Below are 21,007 nucleotides of genomic sequence, written 5' to 3'. Positions count from 1 at the left end.
ACTATCTCACGATATAAACAAAAAGAGGGTAATGCCCTCTTTTTGTTTATAATAACCAGGAGCATTGCAGCTGTTTTATTGCTGTCTCAATTCGTGTATATATAATACGGACTTATCATCCTCCGGAATGAAATAGCACTGTAGTTTATTATTTGCAATACTTATATAGAAAGGGTTATTGGTTATAACAACACCTTTTGCTGTATATTGGCTTACCGGCAGTTGTAATCCTGCATCAAATGTTTGCATATCAATCAGCTCCAATCCGCCTAATTTTATTGATTCACCTTTTGCATTTTTATAGCTGCGCAGGCCGGAACAGATCATTTTTCCATTTCCCGCATAATTACAATCCTGGAAGTCAACATAAAAATGCTGATTTAAATCTCCTTTTTGATGTAATAAAATCGCCTGTATTTTATTGCCTGCATTGCTTATTTTCCATGTATAAAATACCCTGCTGCCCCAGTTCATGCCAATAAGTTCATTAGCATCCCTGTTATAGGCAACGGCTCCAATCGCATCAGTAATTGTAGTAATTAAGGTGGCTTGCATTGTTTCAGGGTTCACCCGGTAAATCATCGATTTGCCAAACGGGCGATACTCGCACACAGGCACCCATATATATTTCCCATCAAAATCAATTCCACCGGGGTGATATACAGCATCTTTCCCCAAACGTATACTATCTAAGAGCTTCCCATTTTCATTGAATTTAAACAGGTAGCCAACTCCATCTCCATTGTCACGGTCAAAGCCATCCTTGGGAGATGCATATCGCTGTGGCCAACGGTTAACCTTAACCGAAGTAAGATAAAAATAATTGCCCGCTTTGGTAAGTCCCTGGGTATGGTAAGTGTCGAAATTCAGCGGAATACTATCTGCAAGATGCCATAAAGGCTCCGGTTGAATATTGGTTAAATATTGAGCGATGGTTGATTGTTTTTTCTGCTGCGCAGAAAGTGTACATACCTGAAATATTGCAGCATATAATATTGCAAAATACTTTAGTCTTATTGTAATGATCATAATCTTATCCTTAAAGCTGAAAGTTATCATTTTTATAATTGCCTGCCGGAGTAATGGAAACCAAAACAATTGAATGAAATATTAAATTATGCATTTTGCTCCCTAATTTGCAGGTCATATCACTACCTGCATGAGTTACCGCGGAAACTATTTCCACAATCCTTACCTGTTTCTGTTACAGGTATGCTGGCGCTATGCCGGTAAAATGCGGTTTAAATATGCCATTATTTATACAGCCTTCGCATTAAGCAATCTGGTACAGGCCGCATTGCCTGTTATATGGGGAGTGTATATCAACGATCTTCAGCAAAACGGTACTGACGCGTTGCGGCGTACCTGGATATATGCACTTGTATACCTCGGGGTAAAACTTGCAGACTGGAGCTTTCACGGGCCTGCACGTATAGTAGAGCGAAAGCTTGCTTTCTTTATCGCGAAAAACTTTATGGAGGAGTACTATCATAAAGTATTGCAATTGCCTGTAAAATGGCAGCAGGACCATCACTCAGGTGAAATTATTAATCGTATACGCAAAGCATACGAATCTATCAGGAATTTTTTTGAACGAGGGTTTGAATATGTACATACGCTTGCAAAGTTCTTTATTTCATTTGCGGCCATGCTGTATTTCTCACCGCTATTTGGTGGGGTGGCGGTGGTGCTGGGCATAATCGTCATCTTTACCATTTTTCAGTTTGATAAACCTTATATTAAAACACTGGAAGAAGTGAATGAAGAAGAACATAAGGTTTCCGCCTCTTTATTCGACAGTTTATCCAATGTAGTTACTGTGATAACCCTGCGTTTGCAAAGCCGGCTGCAACAGACTTTAATAAGCCGGATTATGGCAGTATGGCCACCATTCCGGAAAAATGTATCTGTTAATGAATGGAAATGGTTTGTTACAGATATGCTGGTTGCATTAATATATGTGGTGATATTAATAGGGTACGTATGGCAAAACTGGCAACCCGGGCAGGTAATGCTGCTCGGTGGTTTGGTCACATTGATGGGATATGTAGAGCGGTTTACAAGCGTATTTCACAATGTGGCATATTTATATACTGATGTTGTAAAAGATGCAACCAATGTAAGAACTGCTTTTATTATCAGCGAAGCATACGACCAGCACCACTTGCCTGAAAATGATACTGCGTTACACGGGGACTGGCAAAAAATTGAAATCAAAAACTTATCTTTTTCCCATAAAGGCAATGAAGATTTCTTGCCTGCCGATATCAATACAGAGAAAATTGCCGGGCTTCATAACATACATTTAATGTTACAGAGAGGTAAAAGGATAGCGCTGATAGGGGAGAGTGGTAGTGGCAAAAGTACATTACTGGCAGTTTTACGTGGTTTGTATCCTGCGACACAAAGTGCCTCTATAAATATTGATGGTATAGCACAACCCGGTGGTATTAATATGATCGCGTCTCATGTAACATTATTTCCGCAAGAGCCTGAAATATTTGAAAATACTATTGAATACAATATAACGCTTGGGGTTGATTACAGCAACGCTGAAATTGAAAGCATTTGCAGCGCTGTTCAGTTTTGGGAAGTAGTGAAACAATTACCCAAAGGATTACAAAGCAATATTGCAGAAAAAGGTGTAAACCTTTCGGGTGGACAGAAGCAAAGACTGGCTTTGGCAAGAGGAATGCTTGCTGCTAAAGACAGTGATATTATATTACTGGATGAACCCACCAGCAGCGTTGACCCGAAAACGGAATTGAAAATTTATGAACACATGTTTGCCCTGTTTAAAAATAAAGTAGTAGTATCTGCTTTGCATCGTTTACACCTGTTGAAATATTTTGATCATATCTGTGTAATAGAAGGTGGATGCATTGTAGTAGAAGGCAGCCTTGAATATCTTTTAAATAACAGCGAAACATTTAAAGAATTGTGGAAACACCAGCAGATTTCCTAAAAAGGAAAACGCTGCACGGTTATAAAATTTCACAGCAGATTTGTATAAAAGATGGTTAAATAAAAATGACTCGAATTTGTTGCTTGTTATTTCTCCCATATTTGCGAAAACAAATATTTAACCAATGAAAAGAAAATTCTACTTCACAATGCTGTCTGCTTTTGTTTTTATTCTCATTGATCGTGCACAGGCGCAAATAAGTGCAGGCACTGGTATGGCTGGTTTCAGCTTTAATTACAGCACAGGTAAAAGCAAGACCAATAATGGCACCGTTACAAGTAAAAGCTCAAATACCGGTATATATCCATCCTATGGATATTTTGTTAAACAAAATCTTGTTGTAGGTGGGGGCCTCGCTTTTAATAATACAAAATATGAAAACGGAAATTCTACCAATGACTTCACGCTGCAAAAACGTAATGGGTATGGACTAAATATTTTTGCACGTCAATACAAAAATCTTGGAAACTCAGGTTTTTATCTTTTTCTGCAGGGAGCTGCAGGCGCTGATCTGTTCAAAGGGGAAAATAAATGGCAAGGTTCGTCATCCAATATCTATACAAACAGAAAAGAAAAAGGTGTAAATATTCAATTGAGTTTATCCCCCGGAATCTCCTATGCAGTTACACCCATGTTTCACATTGAAACCGGGTTGAATAATTTGGTTTATGCTATGTATAGTAATGCAAAAGCAGATTATATAAATGACCCTTCTTCAAGCATAAAATCGAATAATTTTAACATTGGTGCTAATATAGGAGCTAATACGGAGTGGTCAATTGGAGCCCGGCTTTTATTTGGAGGAAAGAAATAGCAGGTGTGTTATCATTCGTTCTTCCACCAGTTTATTAATGCGAAATCAGTTAATAATCTGCAAGGCTTTTCGTTCTTATTAAAACCAATATAGGTAGCATAATGGCCGTCGCCCCAGCCCGTGGAAAATGCAGCAAGATTTCCTCCCGGAAAGGATTGAATATTATATTGCCAGGAGGTATGTGTTTGATCGTTAAGACCTTTGAAAATATATTTCTGCATAAGATCAGCAATGTTATCTGATAATTTTTTAAAGGCATTATTAGATTTTTCATCTATAAACAATCCAACACCTGCATCAACGCCATAGCTGTATAATGTATCAGAAAATATAGATGCCGGCTTTTGATTACCGTGTAATGCGTATTCCCAATGAGTGATGGTGTCCTGGGGAAATACGATTTGGCTGAAAGCAATTCTTTCATCGTTATTCCGCAATCGGGCAACAGACAGGAGTACCGGGAATCTGCCAATAGGAAAATTTTGTGTAAATGGCGGCATATCATATTGGGTTACAACATCTGCAGCAATAATTTTTCCGGTTTCTATATTGATATTACCAATATTCAATTGAAAAAAATGAACAGAATCTCTATCTTCTGTTACTGAAAAAGCTCCTTTAAAAAATGCTTTTTCAAATATTGACGGACTGGCTAATACGTCATACGGCTGTATTTGCAATGTATCAAAACCTGCAGCGACTTTTGAAAAACCCGGGCTATGGCAGGCTCCAAATATGAAAATCAAAATGCTGGTATTTAAAATGCTGAATCTTTGTATAAGTTGCCGCAATGAAATGAACCACATATAGTTCTGGTATAGCAGAAAAGGTTGTAAATTTTCATCAAAAATATATTAAAAAAGCCGCCTGACAAAAGGCGGCTTTACTTGATGAATTACCGGCAAAATATACTTCTATTGTATAGCGCTCCAGACCTTATCAATATCCGGGTTAATTACAATTTCTGTTCTCCTGTTTTGGGCACGGCCACCGGCTGTACTATTATCTGCAACAGGATCAAATTCTCCTTTGCCTGATGCGACAAGCCGGGTAGGAGCAATGTTATATTTTTTTGTGAGGATGCGTACAACGCTGTTGGCTCTTTGTGTACTCAATCCCCAATTATCATTATTTCCTCTTCTGAAAGGTTTGTCATCTGTTCCGCCAACAATATTTACCACAAGATCAGGATAATCGTTTAAAACTCCTGCCAATGCATCCAGTGCTTTTTTCCCTTTGGCATTCACTACAGCGCTGCCACTGGGATATAAAAGCCCGCTGAGCATTTCTATTGTTATTGTACCATTTTCAAATTTTACCTCACCGCCATCACCCAAAAAATCTTTCAACTCATCAGACAGGCGATTGCGCAATGCATCCATTTTTTGCTGTTCTTCGGTTAAAAGTGTTTTGGTTTTAGATAACTCAGTCTTTGCAGTTTCAAATTCTGTTTTTGAATTTTGCAATGCTTCATTTGCTGTCTTAAGCGCATCCTGGCCGGCTTTTACGCTATCCTCAAGGCTGCCTTTTAATTTAAGGAGATCTGCATTTGCAGTACTTAATGAATCTATCCGGGCTGTAGCAGCTCTCATTTTTTTACTGGGCCCGCAGGATGCAAAGATCAAAGAGCCGCCGATGACTAATAATGTAACATAAGTTCTTACCATAATTATCATTTAAACATTTACTAATATGAACCGGTACATACTTAAAACAAAATAGATGCCGAACAGACAAGCAAATGATTTTTTATGCATTGCGTAAAGGACGGTAAGCTAATTCGCAGGAGCAATGGAATAAAGCAAAATTTTTTATTTAACATAATATAAATTATAGGAAAATGAAAGAGGCAGATTGTAAATGGTTGATTAATAAGTATTTGGGTTAAGCTCTTTGAAATTGTTGGTGAAATGGAAATTATAAAGGCACACATTTCAATTCTTTTACTTTAAAAAATCTGTTAGTTATGGAAGATTTAAAAACCAGAGTAACACTCTTAAACAATGCGCAAATTGCAAAACTGATTGTTTATATGGAGGCGAAATTATTTCATGAACTCCGTAGTATACAGTATGTGGAAGATAGTATTGTATTGCCACGCAATGATAGGTTTAAAGTTGTTTTGAAGCGTAACCAGCGAAAAATGAAAAAAAGGGCTGCTGCGCTTGCATATTTGACCAGTGAATACAAGCGAATACATGCGATATCAATGCGAAAATATCTTTAAGAAAATGTGTATTGTAACTACCGTGGATGGAGCAAATGAACGAATTCGATTTTTCCTTCGCCGCCACGTCTCCCACATATTATAAAAGTTGATAATTAGCACATAGTTGAAGGGGACGTGGCGAACAAGTTATTTAGGGCTTGCTGTTTAACTCCATTTTTGCCTCCACAGCCGGCGGGCTGCGTAACCGGAACGCCGCTGCTTTTTGTCTTTTGAAAAAATATGCTTCGCATTTTTTCAATTTCGCCTTCGGCGAAACCAGACAAAAAGAGGCGGCTAACCCGGTTACTGGTAAAAACTTAAAAAAATAAATGCCGGAAGTAAAACAGCAAACCCTATTTAATTTATACATTGTTACTACACAAGCAGCCCATGCCTAATATAGGACGTGTACCAACAATATTAATACGGTAAAGCTCAATAGTATTACTATAGTACAAGCGAGCGTGGCCACTGCAGCTTAATAGTAGCACTACAGCTAAGTACACAAAAATTCAACTGTTTTTTTAGCATCAATTATTGTATCAGCAACCCTGCCCTGCGCAACAGCGCTTCAGGATTAGGCTTACGGCCTCTGAAAGCAAGATACAAATCCATGGGGTCTTCAGTACCTCCCTTACTTAACAGCGTTTTAAATTTCGCTGCCGTAGCTGTATCAAAAATCCCTTTTTCCTTAAATGCTTCAAAAGCATCGGCATCCAGTACTTCTGACCATTTATAACTATAATAGCCTGCCGCGTATCCGCCTGCAAAAACATGAGAGAAAGAAGGGCTTAAAGCCGTGCCTTCTATATTGGGATATAAAACGGTTTGTTGTATGGTTGCTTTTTCAAAAGCTTCTATACTATCCGAATCGTTAAACCGGTTGCTGTGATATGCCATATCCAATATACCAAAAGACAGTTGACGCAATGTCTGGTATCCTTCCATAAAGCTGGCCGATGCCGCGATCTTATCTATCTTTTCTTCAGGCAGCAGCGTTCCTGTTTGGTAATGTTTGGCAAAAGTGCCCAGGAAGGATTTTTCATAGCAATAGTTTTCCATGAATTGTGAAGGAAGCTCCACAAAATCCCAGTATACACTGGTGCCGCTCAGGCTTTCATACACAGTATCAGCCAGTATACCGTGCAACGCATGTCCAAATTCATGAAACAAAGTAGTAACTTCATTAAAAGTGAGCAGGGATGGCATGTCGCCATTAGGACGTGAAAAGTTGCCCACCATGCTTATATGAGGACGATGATTGATATTATTTTTAATATACTGTCCCCTGAAAGAAGTCATCCACGCTCCTGCCCTTTTTCCATTACGTGGAAACCAGTCGGTATACAGCAGCGCCTTATGTGCCCCGTTTTCCAGCACTTCATATACTTCAACCTCAGAGTGATAAACAGCTATATCATCCCGCTTTTTAAAATGCAGGCCATATAGCTTGCCGGCAGCATCAAACGCTGCCTGCTGTACAAGCGGTAATGAAAAATATGGTTTGATTTCTTCTTCAGCGTAATTATACTTTGCTTCCCTTAGTTTTTCTGCATAGTAACTATGATCATAAGCCATCAATTCATTGATGCCATCAGCAGCGGCCAGGCTTTTTAATTGCTCAATATCTTTAATGGCAAAAGGTTTTGCTTTTTGCAGCAAATCATTCAGGAAATCTGTAACTATTTCAGGGGATGATGCCATTCTTTCCTGCAAAACAAAATCGGCATGTGAAGTAAAGCCCAACACATTTGCCCGTTCCTGCCTCAATGCAACTATTCTTTTTACTATAGATTCATTATTGCGTTCATTATTTCCAAAAGCTTTTCGTGCATTGGCAAGATATAACTCCTTCCTTCGCTCCCTGTTGGCCGCATAGGTCATAAAAGGAACATAACTGGGAAACTGCAAGGTAAAAACCCATCCTTCAAGGTTTCGGGAACCGGCTTCAGCAGCCGCCATTTGCAAAATAGAATCAGGAAGCCCGCGCAATTCTTCTTTATTGGTAATATGCAAAAAATAATTGTTGGTTTCCTGCAAAACATGCTGCGAAAATTTTACCGTCAGGTTTGCAAGCTCCTGGTCAATGTTGCGCAACTTCTCTTTTTGCACGGCAGAAAGCAATGCGCCGTTACGTACAAAACGTTTATAAGTTTTATCAAGCAGCCGTTTTTCTTCGGGTATAAGGCTGAATGTATCACGCTGATCATACACAGCTTTTATACGATGGAATAATTTTTCATTCAGGGTAATATCATTTCCAAATGCGGCAAGCAATGGTGATACTATTGCTTTTGTTTTTTCAAGGATATCATTGGTTTCCGCAGAAGTGAGATTGAAAAAAGCAGCGGAAGCAAGACTTAGTGATCTGCCTGATCTTTCCAATGCAGCGACAGTGTTTTCAAAATCAGGTGTTGCAGTGTTATCTGCAATCGCATCTACTTCATTCCTGGCAGCAGCAATAGTCTGCTTTATCTCCTGCTCGTATGCCTCTGAAGGAATGCTGTTAAAAGGAACGGATTCGAAAGGAGTATTAAAAGTCCGGGAGAAAATTGTGCTCATCTGTTTCATTTAATTGCCGTCACAAATATACTTTAAGTAGTGCGTGAAATGGCAGAAAGTATGTTAAAGCAATTGCAGCATAAAAACATTCTGTGAAGGCATGTGAATAAAATAAATTTGCGCAGCTAAATAACTGCGCATATATTTGCAGTCAAATAGCTGCATAATGGATTTAAGAAGAGACATTTTCCAGGCAATAGCAGACCCCACGCGCCGTGCAATTATCACCCTTTTAGCTGCCCATGCCATGACACCCGGCGCTATCGCCGCGAATTTTGATTCAACAAGACAAACCATTTCTAAACACATACAGATACTTGCTGAGTGTGAACTGCTGACTCAGCAACAGAACGGCAGGGAAATTTATTATCACCTCAATCCTAAAAAAATGAAAGTAATAGCTGATTTTATTGAGCCTTTCCGCAGCATGTGGGATGATAGGTTTAATAAGCTGGAAACGATAATGAAGCAATACAAGACAAAAAAATAAAGCCATATGGAACGAAAAACAAAAGTGCATGCCGAAGAAGGCACACAGAATATACTGATAACGCGGGAATTTGATCTTCCCGTTGAATTATTATTTAAGGCATATACTGAACCCGATATTCTTGAGCAATGGATGGGAACCAAAGTATTAAAACTTGAAAGTAAAAAACATGGTGCTTATGCATTTGAAACTACAGATCCGCAGGGAAATGTGTTGTTTAAAGCACACGGCACCATACATGATATCATTGCTGATCAAAAGATCATACGCACTTTTGAAATGGCGAATGCCGGTTTTGATGTGCAAACTGAATTTATTGAATTTGAGGCATTAACCGATAATACGAGTAAGCTCATTATACAATCGGTATTTCGCTCTGTTGCGTACAGGGATGCGCAATTAAAACTGCCTTTTGCATGGGGTATCAATATGGCGCATGACAGGCTGCAACAAATCGCAAACGCTTTAAAATAACATGTATGACCAAACGAAATAAAATAATTTACTGGATCGCTACTGCCTGGCTTTCGTTAGGCATGACTTCTACCGGGATAGTACAGTTATTGAAATTGAAAGAGGAAACAGATATGATGGACCATTTAGGTTACCCGGTTTATATACTGACCATACTCGGTGCCTGGAAGATTTTGGGCGTAATTGCAGTCTTGATCCCTGCATTTCCGGTACTCAAAGAATGGGCATATGCTGGTTTCTTTTTCGTGATGTCCGGGGCTGTATTTTCTCATGCAGCCGTTGGAGACAGCGGTAAAGAATTTTTTGGCCCGGTATTGTTGATTATACTAACCGTAATATCCTGGTATTTCAGACCTTTAAACAGAAAAGCGGTTTTAACCACTGCCACATGAGAATATGACAACATATAAACAAAGCATATGAATCCAAAAGTAGATTTTTATTTTGAAGGCAATGAAAAATGGCAGAAAGAGATCAGGCAGATGCGGTCCATTGCTCTTGATTGCGGACTTGAAGAAGTATTGAAATGGGGCTGCCCCTGCTATCAATACAATGACGCCAATATTGTGTTGATACATGTATTTAAGGAATATTGCGCTTTTCTTTTTTTTAAAGGCGCACTAATAAAGGATGAGAAGGGCATACTGATACAACAAACCCAAAATGTACAATCTGCACGGCAGGTTCGCTTTACAGGCATAAAAGAAATTGAAAAGCACAAAAAAATCCTCAAAGCATATATCTATCAGGCTATTGAAATAGAAAAAGCCGGACTGAAAGTAAAATTGAAGAAAACATCAGACTATAACATTCCTCAAGAATTTCAAACGCAGCTTAATAAAAAAGCCACGCTCAAAAAAGCATTTGAATCATTAACCCCAGGTCGTCAACGCGCTTATCTTTTTTATTTTTCCCAGGCTAAGCAATCCAAAACCCGTTTAGACAGGGTACAAAAATATATACCAAAAATCCTCGAAGGAAAAGGGTTGGATGATTAACTGAAATTGTCAACACCAGATTCGTTAATTTCAATAACAGTAAACAACATATGAAACCTGATAACATACTTACCGGTTCACTGACTAAAGAACTGCTGAAGATATTACAGACCCGTTTTGAAAAAAACAAAAGCAGGCATAACGCCATTGAATGGAATACAGTACAGGCAAAGCTTGAAGCATACCCCGGCAAGTTGTGGTCGCTGAACGAAATGGAAATGACCGGTGGTGAACCAGATGTTGTTGGATATGATAAACAAACAGGTGAATATATTTTTTATGATTGCGCCGCTGAAACGCCTAAAGGACGCAGAAGCATTTGTTATGATGCTGAAGCACTCGCCTCACGAAAAGAGCATAAACCGGCACACAGCGCTATTGGTATGGCAGATGAAATGGGTATAGATATTTTAAATGAAGAACAATATCGCTGGCTGCAACAACTCGGCACATTTGATTTGAAAACATCCAGTTGGGTGCTTACTCCCCTTCCCATCCGAAAACTCGGTGGCGCTTTATTTTGTGATCGGCGCTACGATACAGTATTTACCTATCATAACGGAGCAGAATCCTATTATGCTGCAAGAGGATTCAGGGGAGTATTGAAAGTGTAAACGGAATGCCACAAAGCCACTAATAAATAATTTAAAAAATTTAATTCATGCATTTCCGGCTGTCATTAACCGTGATACAATTATAAAATGGGCATTGCTAACAGCAAAACAGAATTTTTGAACCACTTAGATTACGTCCCTAAAATTGATACCCAATAAAAGGATACCTGTATTTTTTAGAATACTTTTATGGATTGTTGCGTTAGGCTCAACAATATTAATACTCATAAAATCAGTGTTCAGATAACCATGATAGTTAAAACCAATGCAGCGCGGATACTGGATAAACTGAACATTCCATACGAACTAAGGACTTACGAGGTAGATATGGATGAGCACCAGAGTGCTGTAGATGTAGCCGAAGCCATAGGTATTGCCCCGGAAAAAATCTACAAAACACTTGTGCTAAAAGGGCAACAAGACCCATATATAGTTGCTGTTATTCCCGGCAATGCCAATCTCGATTTAAAGAAAATCGCCAAAGCTTCCGGTAATAAAAACTGTGAAATGCTGCCAATGAAAGACCTGCAAGCCATAACAGGCTATATACGTGGCGGCTGTTCTCCTATCGGAATGAAAAAACAGTTTCCCACTTTTGTTGAAGAATTGTCAACATTAGAAGACGCTATTGTAATAAGTGCAGGAAAAAGAGGTCTGCAAATTGTAATTAATCCGGCTGATCTGGCAAAAGTAATTGAATTATCGTTCACAGATTTAGTACTGTGATGATAACGTAAACAGGAAATGTTTTTGTCTATAAATCTCTTTTTTTATTTACCCGGAAACATATGCCCCATGTTACAGCCAGGAGAATAAAAGTATACAAAATATGTATATTACTTTGTGCAACTACTGCTTTCCATTCGTTCTCATCTTTGATAAACCACCTTGGAAACGGAATAAGTCTGTCAGAAATTTCAAGGGGTAGATACTCACCATAACCATTTGCGTATTTTTTACCTAACTGTACCAGTAATGGTTCCAACGGAAAATAATAGAAAAGAAAAATACCAAGTGCTATAAATGCCTTTCGTACAAGGAACGCAATCAATAATGCAAGAGATAACTGCGAAAACTGTTGCAGAAAAAACAACCCGATATATCTTGTACCTTCCCACGCGCTTCCTGTTGTTTCCCCGGAATTGATATTGCCAATTATAAAGGCTGTTATTGCATAGAGTATCGTAATAATCATTGTTATAATGATGACATCAATCATTTTACTCATCATAAAATCATTACGACTCCATCCATCTATAATATTTTGCCGGTTTGTTTTATAGCTATATTCATTGGTAATGAACATGATTACCACAATGGCAGGAAGAAACACAAATAATGAAGAAATAAAAGCTACTGTTTGCCATGCATCAGGAAATGTGAACGGATTAGGTAGCATTGCCAGTATCAATCCCATGTTTTTATCATTCAACTGGTCTTTGTAACCATTCACATAAATGGCATAATTCATTCCGGGATAGGATAACGAAACAATTCCCAGCATCCACCAGAAAGCAGGATATTTTTTTATCTTAAGCCATTCGGTCCGCAAAAGTTTCCGCATAAAATTATATTGAAAAAATCAAAGCCTTAGTCGTTGGTTAATTCAAAAAATCTTGTTTCCAATCGCTTTTTCTTTAGTAAAAGATGATTAAGCACAATACCTTTATTAAAGCAAAAACTATTAATCTCATCCAGTTTTGCTGTTCCTTTAGGAAGGCATAATTGTATTGTGTTCGCTTCTTTATCAATATTTACACGATTTCCTATCGGTTCTATTATACCCGCAAGTAAGTTCAGATCAACCGCACTTAGCTCTACCACATCTTCATCCTGTAATATCTCATTCACTTCCCCGGTTGTTACCAGTTCACCAGATTTAAGTATAGCTGCATGAGTGCAGACTTTTTCTACTTCATCCAATAAATGACTTGCCATGATTATGGTATGACCCGAATGGCACAATTCAATTATAAGTGAACGTATTTCAGCAATACCTACAGGGTCAAGTCCATTGGTAGGCTCATCTAACACCAGCACTTTGGGATCACCTAATAACGTGGAGGCAATTGCCAGGCGTTGTTTCATGCCAAGACTATAGGTTTTAAAGCGGCTTTTCCGGCGATCGTATAATTTCACCTTTTTCAATACGCGGTCAATACCAGCAGCATCTCCCCTGCCGCTGATGCTTTGTGTAACTTTTAAATTATCAACAGCAGATAAATAGTGATAAAAATTGGGCGTTTCCAACAGCGATCCTATTCTTTTTCGTTGATCCGGCGAACCGGGCTGACCGAACCATAAAAAATTTCCATTGTTTGCCTTCAGCACATCAAGAATAATACTCAACAAAGTTGTTTTACCACTTCCGTTAGGCCCCAATACTCCAAATACACTACCCTGGGGAACCGAAAAAGAGATATTGTTTAAGGCTCGTACCGGGCCATAAAATTTTGTTATGCCTGACAATGAGAGAACTGGTTGCATTACTATTGGTTTTCTTAAAAGCGCTTTGAGTTACAAAGTAACTATAAAATTTTCTTTTTTAAACTTTTTTTTATACTTCTTACTCCTGCTGTATATACACCATGTTACCATATCAATACAACATATCGTAACATTGCATGGCAATATAAATATTCCATTTTCAAAATATCTGCCATGCAATTTGGAAAAGTATCCAATCCCGGAAAAGTTGATTTCACATTGCCGAAAGACGCTCCGGAAACCGCGGCGCTGTTAAAGTCATTCAAAAACGATAAACCTTTTGAAGTATATGTGGGGTGCGCCAAATGGAACAGGAGCGATCTGAAAGGTTTTTATCCAAGAGGTACCAAAGATGAATTGAGTTATTATTCAAGGCAGTTCAATTGTATTGAGTTAAATGCCACTTTTTATAAAATGCCTGATGTTAAACAGGTGGAAACCTGGAAAAACAAAACACCTGAAGGGTTTAAGTTTTTTCCTAAGGTTACAGATTTAATTACACATTACCGCCGGCTAATTAATGTGCAGGAACCTGTAGAAAATTTTTGCAACGCCATCAGCAATTTTGAAGAAAAGCTTGGCATGGCATTCCTGCAGCTGCATGATAATTTTGCGCCTAAGGATTTTGAGCGCTTGAAATCTGTTTTAGAAGATTTTCCAAAAGGAATTCCACTGGCGGTTGAAGTACGTAATGAAGCCTGGTTTAACGATAAGAAAATAAGCAAAGCATTTGGCAATGTGCTGGAAAAGCTGCGCATGACAAATATTATTGTTGATACAGCAGGACGAAGAGATATGTTGCACATGAGACTGACAACACCCGCAGCTTTTATCCGCTATGTAGGTGCTAATCACCCCTCAGACATTACAAGACTTGATGACTGGATTCTTCATATTGCTAAATGGCGCAAGGCAGGGCTTCAAAAATTATATTTTTTTGTGCATCAGAATATCGAAAAAGAGTCTCCCCTGTTAGCCGCGCATTTTATTAAAGAAATGAACCGGGTGTTTAAGCTGGATTTGAAAGTGCCGGATAAGCCCGGCGCCCAGTCGTCGTTATTTTAGGGTACACGATACTGTTATATAATTTGCAAAGCTATTTTGGAGATAAAGCTGTTCCTTCAAATTCAACCCCGCTCCATCCATGCTTCATAAACTGGCGGATATTCTGGTGATTAATTGCATCCGGATTATTTAATACATCCTGGTAATGTTCTGCAAACAGGCTAAGCGATTCTTCTTTGCTTAATTTATGCAGGTATGCAAAATACAATACCCTTGCGCTTCCCTGGTTTTCTGTAGCATTATTGTATTGTCCCCCATTTTAAAAGCAGCAGGTGTATGTGTGTATTGTTCATCAATAACTGCCAGATACTGATAAACAACGATACATTCCGTAAATATCGGCCATATCCGTTTTATCTGTGTTCCATTCTGCGTATTGGGCATGCCCGAAGTTATTTTTAAATAACCCCTGATATATTTCCTGCCACGAATTCCGGTGTTCGCATCGGCGAAACAGGATTTGTTACACAAAGGGCCACAAAGCATACACAAAGTTACACAGAGCGATTTATTATTCTTTGCGGCTCTTTGTGTAGCCTTCGTGTACCTCTGTGAAATAACCAGTGAATAATGCAACCGGTAAGCCGGGAACTTATAAGCTGTAACCGGCATCCTGCCGCATAGCGGCTAACTGTTTGTAGAAAGAAAGCAAATGTCATCCTTATATTTTTCCTGAATCAGGTTTGGTACTCGAAATGACGGCTGAGGTTTGCGCCATATTGAACAAGCAACACAGGATTATGCTGTCATCGTTTTTGCACGAGTGAGATATCTGCCGGGCGAGATATAAGCATCTATTTGACCCCGGTTAAATTCTCCATTTATTTTGTTGTTACAACAATAACCATTCTTATAAAGAGTTTCCTTATTTACCCGAACCCTATACCCCATGGTAGCCATAATTCCTCCCAAGCCGGAATACAACAGGTTTGTAATTCCTGATAGCCTTCGTAAGGCAGAACAGTTTGAAAAATTTGTATTGACTAATTTATTTCCGCCAAAGTTATATACGGTAATCGGCAGTGCCGGATTAAAACTGAGAGACAATGCAACAGGATTTGAATTTCATCTTGTATGCAGACATCATTATAGTTTAATCTCAAATAGTTTTACATTCGTTGCAAACAGGAATAATATACCTGTTTTTTTTGTGTTAGGGCTGGGCGGTTCAGCGGAAACGCCTAACGAAGTATACCTTGCTAACTTCCAGGATTGCCCTTATATGCATCTTTTCAAAAGACATTTAAAAAACAAAGCAATCATCACCAATCAACCGGTAAGTTCTGCTGCTTTATGGAAACATAGTCCAAAGATTGAAGCAGCGGAGAAAAAAATAGCGTAAATATCTATAAATGTCCTCAACATAAAAAGGCTGCCATATCCGGCAGCCTTTGCATATATACAATATCCAGGGGTTTGTATTTAGTGAATAACATAACCATCTTTCCAGTGAGGGTTAGGTCCTTTTTTGTCAAAACGGGCATATATCATACGAAGGCGATCTTTTCTTTCATTTTCAAGCCTGGCGATTTCTCTTTTCTTATCACGCAGGCGCATGCGGCTTTCTTTAACCCAATAAATACGTTGGTCATACTCATGATTAACTTTTGCTATCATATCATTCCTGCGCTGCATGTCAAAATTCTTTGAATAGCCCGGCTTGCCATGATCATATTTTTTGCCTCTGTAAAAATCATTATTACCGTGCTGTGCAAAAGCAACTGAAACCAGGGTAACTGAAAGCATGAGTGTAAAAATCTTTTTCATAATCATTCAAGTTTAAAAGTTAGTAATTGCTGTATAAGATTATTTAAAAGCTCACAGGTTTATAAAAGCTTTGTTAATTACTTAAACCATTTTTTACGCTTACATTTATCTTTCATTAAGTTTAAAAGCTACGTCATGAGCAAAAAAGTTTTTGAGCTGTTATTATTCCTGATACTGTTTGTATTTACGTCGGCAGCGCAACAGCGTCCAAATATTGTTGTTATTTATGCTGATGATCTTGGATACGGGGATCTAAGTTGTTATGGTGCAACAAAAATTAAAACAGATAATATAGATAAACTGGCGGCAAATGGTATACGTTTCACTAATGCCCATGCCACTTCTGCTACCTGCACCCCGTCTCGTTTTTCTATTATCACGGGTACATACGCCTGGCGCAAACAAGGCACCGGTATAGCGCCCGGTAATGCTTCATTAATTATACCTGTTGATAAAATAACTTTACCATCAATACTAAAGAAAGCTGGCTATGCAACGGCTATTGTCGGCAAGTGGCATCTTGGTCTCGGAGGTGCTGATGGCCCGGATTGGAATGGAGAAATTAAACCAGGGCCAAACGAATTGGGGTTTGATTATTCATTTATTCTTCCGGCTACGGTTGACAGGGTTCCCTGTGTATATGTAGAAAATCACCGTGTAGCCAATCTTGACCCTGCCGACCCTATTACAGTGAACTATAATGAAAAAGTTGGTGATTGGCCTACCGGTAAGGAATACCCTGAGTTGTTAAAACTGCGCCCGTCTCACGGTCATGATCAAACGATAATTAATGGCATCAGCCGTATTGGCTTTATGACAGGTGGCAAAGCAGCGTTATGGAACGATGATGATATAGCAGATAAGCTGATAGAAAAATCAACTGCATTTATCTCTTCCAATAAAGCTAAACCATTCTTCCTGATGCTGACAACACATGATGTGCATGTTCCCCGCACCCCTCATGACAGGTTTAAAAATAAAAGCGGTTTAGGTACAAGAGGTGATGTTATTCTCCAGTTGGATGCAACGGTTGGGCAAATACAAAAGGTATTAGACAGCCTGGGTATAGCTGATAATACAATGATCATTTTCAGCAGTGATAACGGGCCGGTAGTTGATGATGGATATGCAGACAGCGCTGTAATTAAGCTCAATGGTCATACCCCTTCAGGTCCCTTACGCGGAGGCAAATACAGTGCATTTGATGCAGGTACAAGAGTTCCGTTTATTGTGAAATGGACCAAAGGTATAAAGGCTGGCAAAACCAGCAATGCTTTATTCAGCCAGGTTGACCTTCTCTCCTGCTTTGCCGCATTAACCGGTCAGCAATTAACTTCCGGTGAAGCCGGCGACAGTTTTAACGCGTTGGATGTACTGCTTGGTAGATCGGATAAAAACAGGGAATATGTAATTGAACATGCAAATACACTATCTGTTATTAGAGGCAAATGGAAATATATAGAACCGAACAATGGCCCGGCAATAAACAAACAGGTGAATATTGAGCTTGGCAATTTACCGAAAGCACAATTATATGATCTGTCTGAAGACATTGGTGAGAAAAATAATCTTGCTGAAAAGTATCCCTCAGTAGTTAAAACGCTTTCTGCTTTATTACAAAAGGTAAAAGATAAATCCACAAACAAGATAGAGACGATGCATGCATCGTCTCTACAATAACCCATTTGGTGCAGGATATTTTTTTGCAGCATCATCAAGCACAAGCAACCAGTCACTGCCACGGCCAACCGAAGTAGGTGTAAATTCTTTTGTTCCGGTATTATCAAATTCTCCAAGCGTTATTGTTCTGCCATCCCTGGGATTAAACCACCAACCCCTTATTTTATCAGCAGAAAGTTTTGAAGTGAGCACAGTTGTTTTTTGCCCATAAGGAATATATACCATCATAAAATCTTTACCAGATGACACAGCAGCCATTTTGTATTCAACCCCTTCGGGATTTTCGCCTGTAATGGCAGATTGATCTAAGACTAATTTTTGCCAGGGTCGTTTTTCAAACATCCTGCGCATATACCCTAATTGAAAAGCGCCGGGCTGATCCATGGCTGTTTTCCAATGGATGCGTGCATTATTAACCGGCACTCTTTCTTCCGTATACATCTGCCAGATGTTATGGTTGCCGTAAGTATGCCCTGCCCCACCTGAAAGCATATTCCAATATGCTGCTTCACGGGTATCAAAATCATCCATCCATCCTTTTTGAACAGGATTAAAATCGTTGGGGTGATCTTCATAATTAGGTTCGCCTATTACATGTGGTTTTAGTTTGGTTAGCGTGTATGCCTGTATGTTAGTTTTATAATCCGGGCTTGCAGCCCTGTGTCCTGTTTGCGACATGTGAAAATCTATCCATTCATCATCAGCAAAATAATTATAGGAGCTTGCCGCTCCTGGTGGATGAAAAGTAAGCAAATGGTTGCCGCCATCAACGCTTCTCACGCCTTCTGCCATTGCCCTGATAATAGCAAAATGTGCGTCAGTATCAGGTTTTCTGTCTCCTCCCATAACCCAGATTATATTGGTTGTTTTCAGGTATCGCTTTGCTATCCATACTCCAAACAATTTCGCATTTCCGGGGGTAAATACTTCCGGTCCTGTTCCCCATGTATCTTTTTTCCATTTATCACCCCAGCTTGGTAACAATGCGATGTATATACCTCTTTTGCCAGCTTCATTAATAATAAAATCAACATGCCTGAAGTATGCCTCATTTGGTTTTGCGGGGTCATTATTTAGCAGAGGCTTATCACCATATGCGTTGGGCGTATTTAAACCATCAAGTTCAGCCAGTACCACAGCCTGTATAACATTATAACCTTTATCAGCCCTGTTCTGCAAATAAGTAATAGCTTCCTCTCTTGTTAAGCGATGAAATAACTCCCATGCCGTATCTCCCAGCCACAAGAAAGGCTTGCCGGCTTTCGTTAAAAAGTAGTGCTTATCTGCACTGATTTTTATTTGAGCATAAAGTAAAGTGGAGAAAAAAGAAATAACGATTAAGTAAAGCAATCTTTTCATAATGTATTTTGTTTTTCTGTTATGAGCTTCTTTGTAGAGTCCCCAACTTCAATTTACAGCAATTTTATAATTGCATATGACCTCAATCATAAAAAAATGATTTACTAAGTTGCAACTTGTGTTTGCCGTATGCTTTATCGGCCAATTATCCTGAATAAATTACATTTACATAGTTTTTCAGAAGCACTTTTGCATATATATTGAGAGAGATGTTGAGAATAGTATTAACGATTGTTTTATTGGTTGCCGGTTTTACGATTATTGTTGATGGGTGCAAGTCTCCAAAGGAAGAAGGCACACCTGTTAAATCTAAAAGCGTTGCAGATGATTTTGGGAAAATTGATGCATTACCGCTTGAATATAAATCTCCAAAAGATAATCCATCAACCCCGGAAAAAATAGAATTAGGCCGATTACTTTTTTACGATCCTATTTTATCAGGTGGTAAAGATGTAGCCTGTGCTACCTGTCATCACCCTGAGTTTGGCTATGCGGAAAGCCTTGAATTATCTATTGGCGTAAATGGAAAAGGATTGGGTGAGCGCAGAGCCTTTAACAGGCATAATAATATTCCTTTCACTAAACGTAACGCACAGTCTTTATTGAATGTTGCATTTAACGGTATTGATAATGATGGAAATTATATACCTGAAGAGGCTCCGATGTTTTGGGATTTGCGTGCCAAAGGACTGGAAGAGCAGGCAACATTTCCTGTAAAAACATTAGAAGAAATGCGTGGGCATTCTTTTAAGGAAGATAGTATAGCCAATGAGGTTGCAAAGCGGGTAGATAAAATACCGGAGTATAAACAATTATTCAAAAAGAATTTTCCTGAATGTGAAACGGTTACAATAGCATATATTACAAAAGCACTTGCCGCGTTTGAGCGCTCATTGGTTGCCAATAATTCCAGGTTTGATAAATACATGCGGGGAGAGAAAAATGCTTTATCAGCAAGGGAACTGGATGGTATGAAAGAGTTTATTAAAGCCGGTTGTGCAAGATGCCATAGCGGCCCAATGCTCTCTGACTTTAAATTGCATGTATTGGGCGTGCAGGAAAATGAGAAAAACCTGCTACCTGATTCAGGTTATAATAATACACATGCTTTCAGAACACCAACGCTGCGCAATTTGCGCGTAACAAGGCCTTATATGCACAGTGGAAAAATTCAAACACTGGATAATGTAATGTTATTTTATGAAGATCTGCGGGGAAAACCGCCACCCAATAAAAGTGTAACCTGGGACAATCTTGATTCCCTGGCCAAAATGGTTAAAGTAGAGTTCAAAAATATTGACGCGATAGTTGAATTTATGAATACGCTGAATGATGATAACTATGACAGGAAGATTCCCGATAAAGTTCCGAGCGGGCTGCCTGTGGGGGGAATGATTAAGTAAAATGCTGTTATGCCTAATATTGGTTCGGTCATCAAGCGTCTAATAAAAGCAGATTTAAATAACGGTAACGGAGTAGGTACTTATCTTGCTCCGTTAACCACAACAAATCTTAGCTAAGAG

22 protein-coding genes are annotated in these 21,007 nt (G+C 38.9%); 13 read left to right on the top strand and 9 right to left on the bottom strand.

The window, feature by feature from the left end; genetic code table 11:
* Positions 1-75: 75 nt before the first annotated feature.
* On the bottom strand, positions 76-1,059 hold the full coding sequence (locus tag DC498_RS04370; RefSeq protein WP_116872901.1) for a DUF6454 family protein: 984 nt from the start codon (positions 1,057-1,059) through the stop codon (positions 76-78).
* 100 nt (positions 1,060-1,159) lie between these two features.
* Between DC498_RS04370 and DC498_RS04365 the strand changes: the two genes are divergently transcribed.
* Together DC498_RS04365 and DC498_RS04360 are read left to right on the top strand one after the other, a co-directional pair.
* Positions 1,160-2,965, top strand: coding sequence for an ABC transporter ATP-binding protein (locus DC498_RS04365; RefSeq protein ID WP_116872900.1), 1,806 nt, complete (start codon positions 1,160-1,162; stop codon positions 2,963-2,965).
* A gap of 124 nt (positions 2,966-3,089) precedes the next feature.
* Positions 3,090-3,779, top strand: a complete 690-nt coding sequence (locus DC498_RS04360; RefSeq protein WP_116872899.1) for a hypothetical protein — start codon at positions 3,090-3,092, stop codon at positions 3,777-3,779.
* A gap of 11 nt (positions 3,780-3,790) precedes the next feature.
* Here the strand turns inward: DC498_RS04360 and DC498_RS04355 are convergent, their stop codons facing one another.
* Both DC498_RS04355 and DC498_RS04350 read right to left on the bottom strand, forming a co-directional pair.
* Positions 3,791-4,525 (bottom strand): DUF4241 domain-containing protein, encoded by a 735-nt coding sequence (locus tag DC498_RS04355; RefSeq protein WP_165813744.1) that lies wholly within the window; start codon positions 4,523-4,525, stop codon positions 3,791-3,793.
* Between the two features lie 168 nt (positions 4,526-4,693).
* Positions 4,694-5,446 (bottom strand): OmpA/MotB family protein, encoded by a 753-nt coding sequence (locus DC498_RS04350; RefSeq protein ID WP_165813743.1) that lies wholly within the window; start codon positions 5,444-5,446, stop codon positions 4,694-4,696.
* A 299-nt stretch (positions 5,447-5,745) separates the two neighbouring features.
* On the opposite strand from DC498_RS04350, the gene DC498_RS04345 reads away from it, so the two are divergent.
* Positions 5,746-6,006, top strand: a complete 261-nt coding sequence (locus tag DC498_RS04345; RefSeq protein ID WP_116872896.1) for a hypothetical protein — start codon at positions 5,746-5,748, stop codon at positions 6,004-6,006.
* Between the two features lie 516 nt (positions 6,007-6,522).
* On the opposite strand, the gene DC498_RS04335 is transcribed toward DC498_RS04345, so the two are convergent.
* On the bottom strand, positions 6,523-8,550 hold the full coding sequence (locus DC498_RS04335) for a M3 family metallopeptidase (protein WP_116872972.1): 2,028 nt from the start codon (positions 8,548-8,550) through the stop codon (positions 6,523-6,525).
* Between the two features lie 166 nt (positions 8,551-8,716).
* Between DC498_RS04335 and DC498_RS04330 the strand changes: the two genes are divergently transcribed.
* The 6 genes from DC498_RS04330 to ybaK all read left to right on the top strand — a co-directional run bounded on the left by DC498_RS04330 (position 8,717) and on the right by ybaK (position 11,852).
* Positions 8,717-9,040: an ArsR/SmtB family transcription factor gene (locus DC498_RS04330; RefSeq protein ID WP_116872894.1), complete on the top strand. Its 324-nt coding sequence runs from the start codon at positions 8,717-8,719 to the stop codon at positions 9,038-9,040.
* Between the two features lie 6 nt (positions 9,041-9,046).
* Positions 9,047-9,514 (top strand): SRPBCC family protein, encoded by a 468-nt coding sequence (locus DC498_RS04325; RefSeq protein ID WP_116872893.1) that lies wholly within the window; start codon positions 9,047-9,049, stop codon positions 9,512-9,514.
* A gap of 5 nt (positions 9,515-9,519) precedes the next feature.
* Positions 9,520-9,906, top strand: coding sequence for a DoxX family protein (locus DC498_RS04320; RefSeq protein WP_116872892.1), 387 nt, complete (start codon positions 9,520-9,522; stop codon positions 9,904-9,906).
* 27 nt (positions 9,907-9,933) lie between these two features.
* Positions 9,934-10,512 carry a YdeI/OmpD-associated family protein gene (locus DC498_RS04315; protein ID WP_116872891.1) on the top strand — a complete coding sequence of 193 codons (579 nt, stop codon included), beginning with the start codon at positions 9,934-9,936 and terminating at the stop codon, positions 10,510-10,512.
* A gap of 50 nt (positions 10,513-10,562) precedes the next feature.
* Positions 10,563-11,126: a DUF4256 domain-containing protein gene (locus DC498_RS04310; RefSeq protein ID WP_116872890.1), complete on the top strand. Its 564-nt coding sequence runs from the start codon at positions 10,563-10,565 to the stop codon at positions 11,124-11,126.
* A 249-nt stretch (positions 11,127-11,375) separates the two neighbouring features.
* Entirely contained in the window at positions 11,376-11,852 is a 477-nt protein-coding gene (ybaK, locus tag DC498_RS04305) for a Cys-tRNA(Pro) deacylase (protein ID WP_116872889.1), read from the top strand.
* A gap of 28 nt (positions 11,853-11,880) precedes the next feature.
* Here the strand turns inward: ybaK and DC498_RS04300 are convergent, their stop codons facing one another.
* Both DC498_RS04300 and DC498_RS04295 read right to left on the bottom strand, forming a co-directional pair.
* Complete coding sequence (locus tag DC498_RS04300; RefSeq protein ID WP_116872888.1) at positions 11,881-12,690, bottom strand: ABC transporter permease; 810 nt, start codon at positions 12,688-12,690, stop codon at positions 11,881-11,883.
* Between the two features lie 26 nt (positions 12,691-12,716).
* Positions 12,717-13,613, bottom strand: a complete 897-nt coding sequence (locus tag DC498_RS04295) for an ABC transporter ATP-binding protein (protein ID WP_116872887.1) — start codon at positions 13,611-13,613, stop codon at positions 12,717-12,719.
* A gap of 174 nt (positions 13,614-13,787) precedes the next feature.
* Here DC498_RS04295 and DC498_RS04290 point away from each other — a divergent pair, with 174 nt between their 5' ends.
* Positions 13,788-14,678: a DUF72 domain-containing protein gene (locus DC498_RS04290; protein ID WP_116872886.1), complete on the top strand. Its 891-nt coding sequence runs from the start codon at positions 13,788-13,790 to the stop codon at positions 14,676-14,678.
* A gap of 31 nt (positions 14,679-14,709) precedes the next feature.
* On the opposite strand, the gene DC498_RS26505 is transcribed toward DC498_RS04290, so the two are convergent.
* On the bottom strand, positions 14,710-14,886 hold the full coding sequence (locus tag DC498_RS26505) for a HopJ type III effector protein (RefSeq protein ID WP_240627852.1): 177 nt from the start codon (positions 14,884-14,886) through the stop codon (positions 14,710-14,712).
* A gap of 681 nt (positions 14,887-15,567) precedes the next feature.
* On the opposite strand from DC498_RS26505, the gene DC498_RS04280 reads away from it, so the two are divergent.
* A complete protein-coding gene (locus DC498_RS04280; protein WP_116872885.1) occupies positions 15,568-16,020 on the top strand; it encodes a hypothetical protein in 453 nt (150 codons plus the stop codon).
* Between the two features lie 80 nt (positions 16,021-16,100).
* On the opposite strand, the gene DC498_RS04275 is transcribed toward DC498_RS04280, so the two are convergent.
* The gene (locus DC498_RS04275; protein WP_133176760.1) at positions 16,101-16,445 is read right to left on the bottom strand and encodes a hypothetical protein; all 345 of its coding nucleotides are present in this window, start codon (positions 16,443-16,445) and stop codon (positions 16,101-16,103) included.
* A gap of 135 nt (positions 16,446-16,580) precedes the next feature.
* On the opposite strand from DC498_RS04275, the gene DC498_RS04270 reads away from it, so the two are divergent.
* The gene (locus DC498_RS04270; protein ID WP_116872883.1) at positions 16,581-18,125 is read left to right on the top strand and encodes a sulfatase family protein; all 1,545 of its coding nucleotides are present in this window, start codon (positions 16,581-16,583) and stop codon (positions 18,123-18,125) included.
* On the opposite strand, the gene DC498_RS04265 is transcribed toward DC498_RS04270, so the two are convergent.
* Complete coding sequence (locus DC498_RS04265; protein ID WP_206197524.1) at positions 18,117-19,484, bottom strand: glycoside hydrolase family 140 protein; 1,368 nt, start codon at positions 19,482-19,484, stop codon at positions 18,117-18,119. The genes DC498_RS04270 and DC498_RS04265 overlap by 9 nt on opposite strands.
* Positions 19,485-19,693: 209 nt before the next feature.
* Here DC498_RS04265 and DC498_RS04260 point away from each other — a divergent pair, with 209 nt between their 5' ends.
* Entirely contained in the window at positions 19,694-20,887 is a 1,194-nt protein-coding gene (locus DC498_RS04260) for a cytochrome-c peroxidase (RefSeq protein WP_116872882.1), read from the top strand.
* Positions 20,888-21,007: the final 120 nt, after the last annotated feature.

The organism is Terrimonas sp. (assembly GCF_003075435.1).
GTDB lineage: Bacteria > Bacteroidota > Bacteroidia > Chitinophagales > Chitinophagaceae > Agriterribacter.
Note: the sequence above shows the minus strand (reverse complement) of the source record. Positions and strands in the feature narration are given on the sequence as shown.

What these genes read in the sequence shown, in the direction of transcription:
- DC498_RS04370 (WP_116872901.1), bottom strand. Translation starts at nt 1,059, where the DNA reads ATGATAACTTTCAGCTTTAAGGATAAGATTATGATCATTACAATAAGA.
- DC498_RS04365 (WP_116872900.1), top strand. Translation starts at nt 1,160, where the DNA reads ATGAGTTACCGCGGAAACTATTTCCACAATCCTTACCTGTTTCTGTTA.
- DC498_RS04360 (WP_116872899.1), top strand. Translation starts at nt 3,090, where the DNA reads ATGAAAAGAAAATTCTACTTCACAATGCTGTCTGCTTTTGTTTTTATT.
- DC498_RS04350 (WP_165813743.1), bottom strand. Translation starts at nt 5,446, where the DNA reads ATGGTAAGAACTTATGTTACATTATTAGTCATCGGCGGCTCTTTGATC.
- DC498_RS04345 (WP_116872896.1), top strand. Translation starts at nt 5,746, where the DNA reads ATGGAAGATTTAAAAACCAGAGTAACACTCTTAAACAATGCGCAAATT.
- DC498_RS04335 (WP_116872972.1), bottom strand. Translation starts at nt 8,550, where the DNA reads ATGAGCACAATTTTCTCCCGGACTTTTAATACTCCTTTCGAATCCGTT.
- DC498_RS04330 (WP_116872894.1), top strand. Translation starts at nt 8,717, where the DNA reads ATGGATTTAAGAAGAGACATTTTCCAGGCAATAGCAGACCCCACGCGC.
- DC498_RS04325 (WP_116872893.1), top strand. Translation starts at nt 9,047, where the DNA reads ATGGAACGAAAAACAAAAGTGCATGCCGAAGAAGGCACACAGAATATA.
- DC498_RS04320 (WP_116872892.1), top strand. Translation starts at nt 9,520, where the DNA reads ATGACCAAACGAAATAAAATAATTTACTGGATCGCTACTGCCTGGCTT.
- DC498_RS04315 (WP_116872891.1), top strand. Translation starts at nt 9,934, where the DNA reads ATGAATCCAAAAGTAGATTTTTATTTTGAAGGCAATGAAAAATGGCAG.
- DC498_RS04310 (WP_116872890.1), top strand. Translation starts at nt 10,563, where the DNA reads ATGAAACCTGATAACATACTTACCGGTTCACTGACTAAAGAACTGCTG.
- ybaK (WP_116872889.1), top strand. Translation starts at nt 11,376, where the DNA reads ATGATAGTTAAAACCAATGCAGCGCGGATACTGGATAAACTGAACATT.
- DC498_RS04300 (WP_116872888.1), bottom strand. Translation starts at nt 12,690, where the DNA reads ATGCGGAAACTTTTGCGGACCGAATGGCTTAAGATAAAAAAATATCCT.
- DC498_RS04295 (WP_116872887.1), bottom strand. Translation starts at nt 13,613, where the DNA reads ATGCAACCAGTTCTCTCATTGTCAGGCATAACAAAATTTTATGGCCCG.
- DC498_RS04290 (WP_116872886.1), top strand. Translation starts at nt 13,788, where the DNA reads ATGCAATTTGGAAAAGTATCCAATCCCGGAAAAGTTGATTTCACATTG.
- DC498_RS04280 (WP_116872885.1), top strand. Translation starts at nt 15,568, where the DNA reads ATGGTAGCCATAATTCCTCCCAAGCCGGAATACAACAGGTTTGTAATT.
- DC498_RS04275 (WP_133176760.1), bottom strand. Translation starts at nt 16,445, where the DNA reads ATGAAAAAGATTTTTACACTCATGCTTTCAGTTACCCTGGTTTCAGTT.
- DC498_RS04270 (WP_116872883.1), top strand. Translation starts at nt 16,581, where the DNA reads ATGAGCAAAAAAGTTTTTGAGCTGTTATTATTCCTGATACTGTTTGTA.
- DC498_RS04265 (WP_206197524.1), bottom strand. Translation starts at nt 19,484, where the DNA reads ATGAAAAGATTGCTTTACTTAATCGTTATTTCTTTTTTCTCCACTTTA.
- DC498_RS04260 (WP_116872882.1), top strand. Translation starts at nt 19,694, where the DNA reads ATGTTGAGAATAGTATTAACGATTGTTTTATTGGTTGCCGGTTTTACG.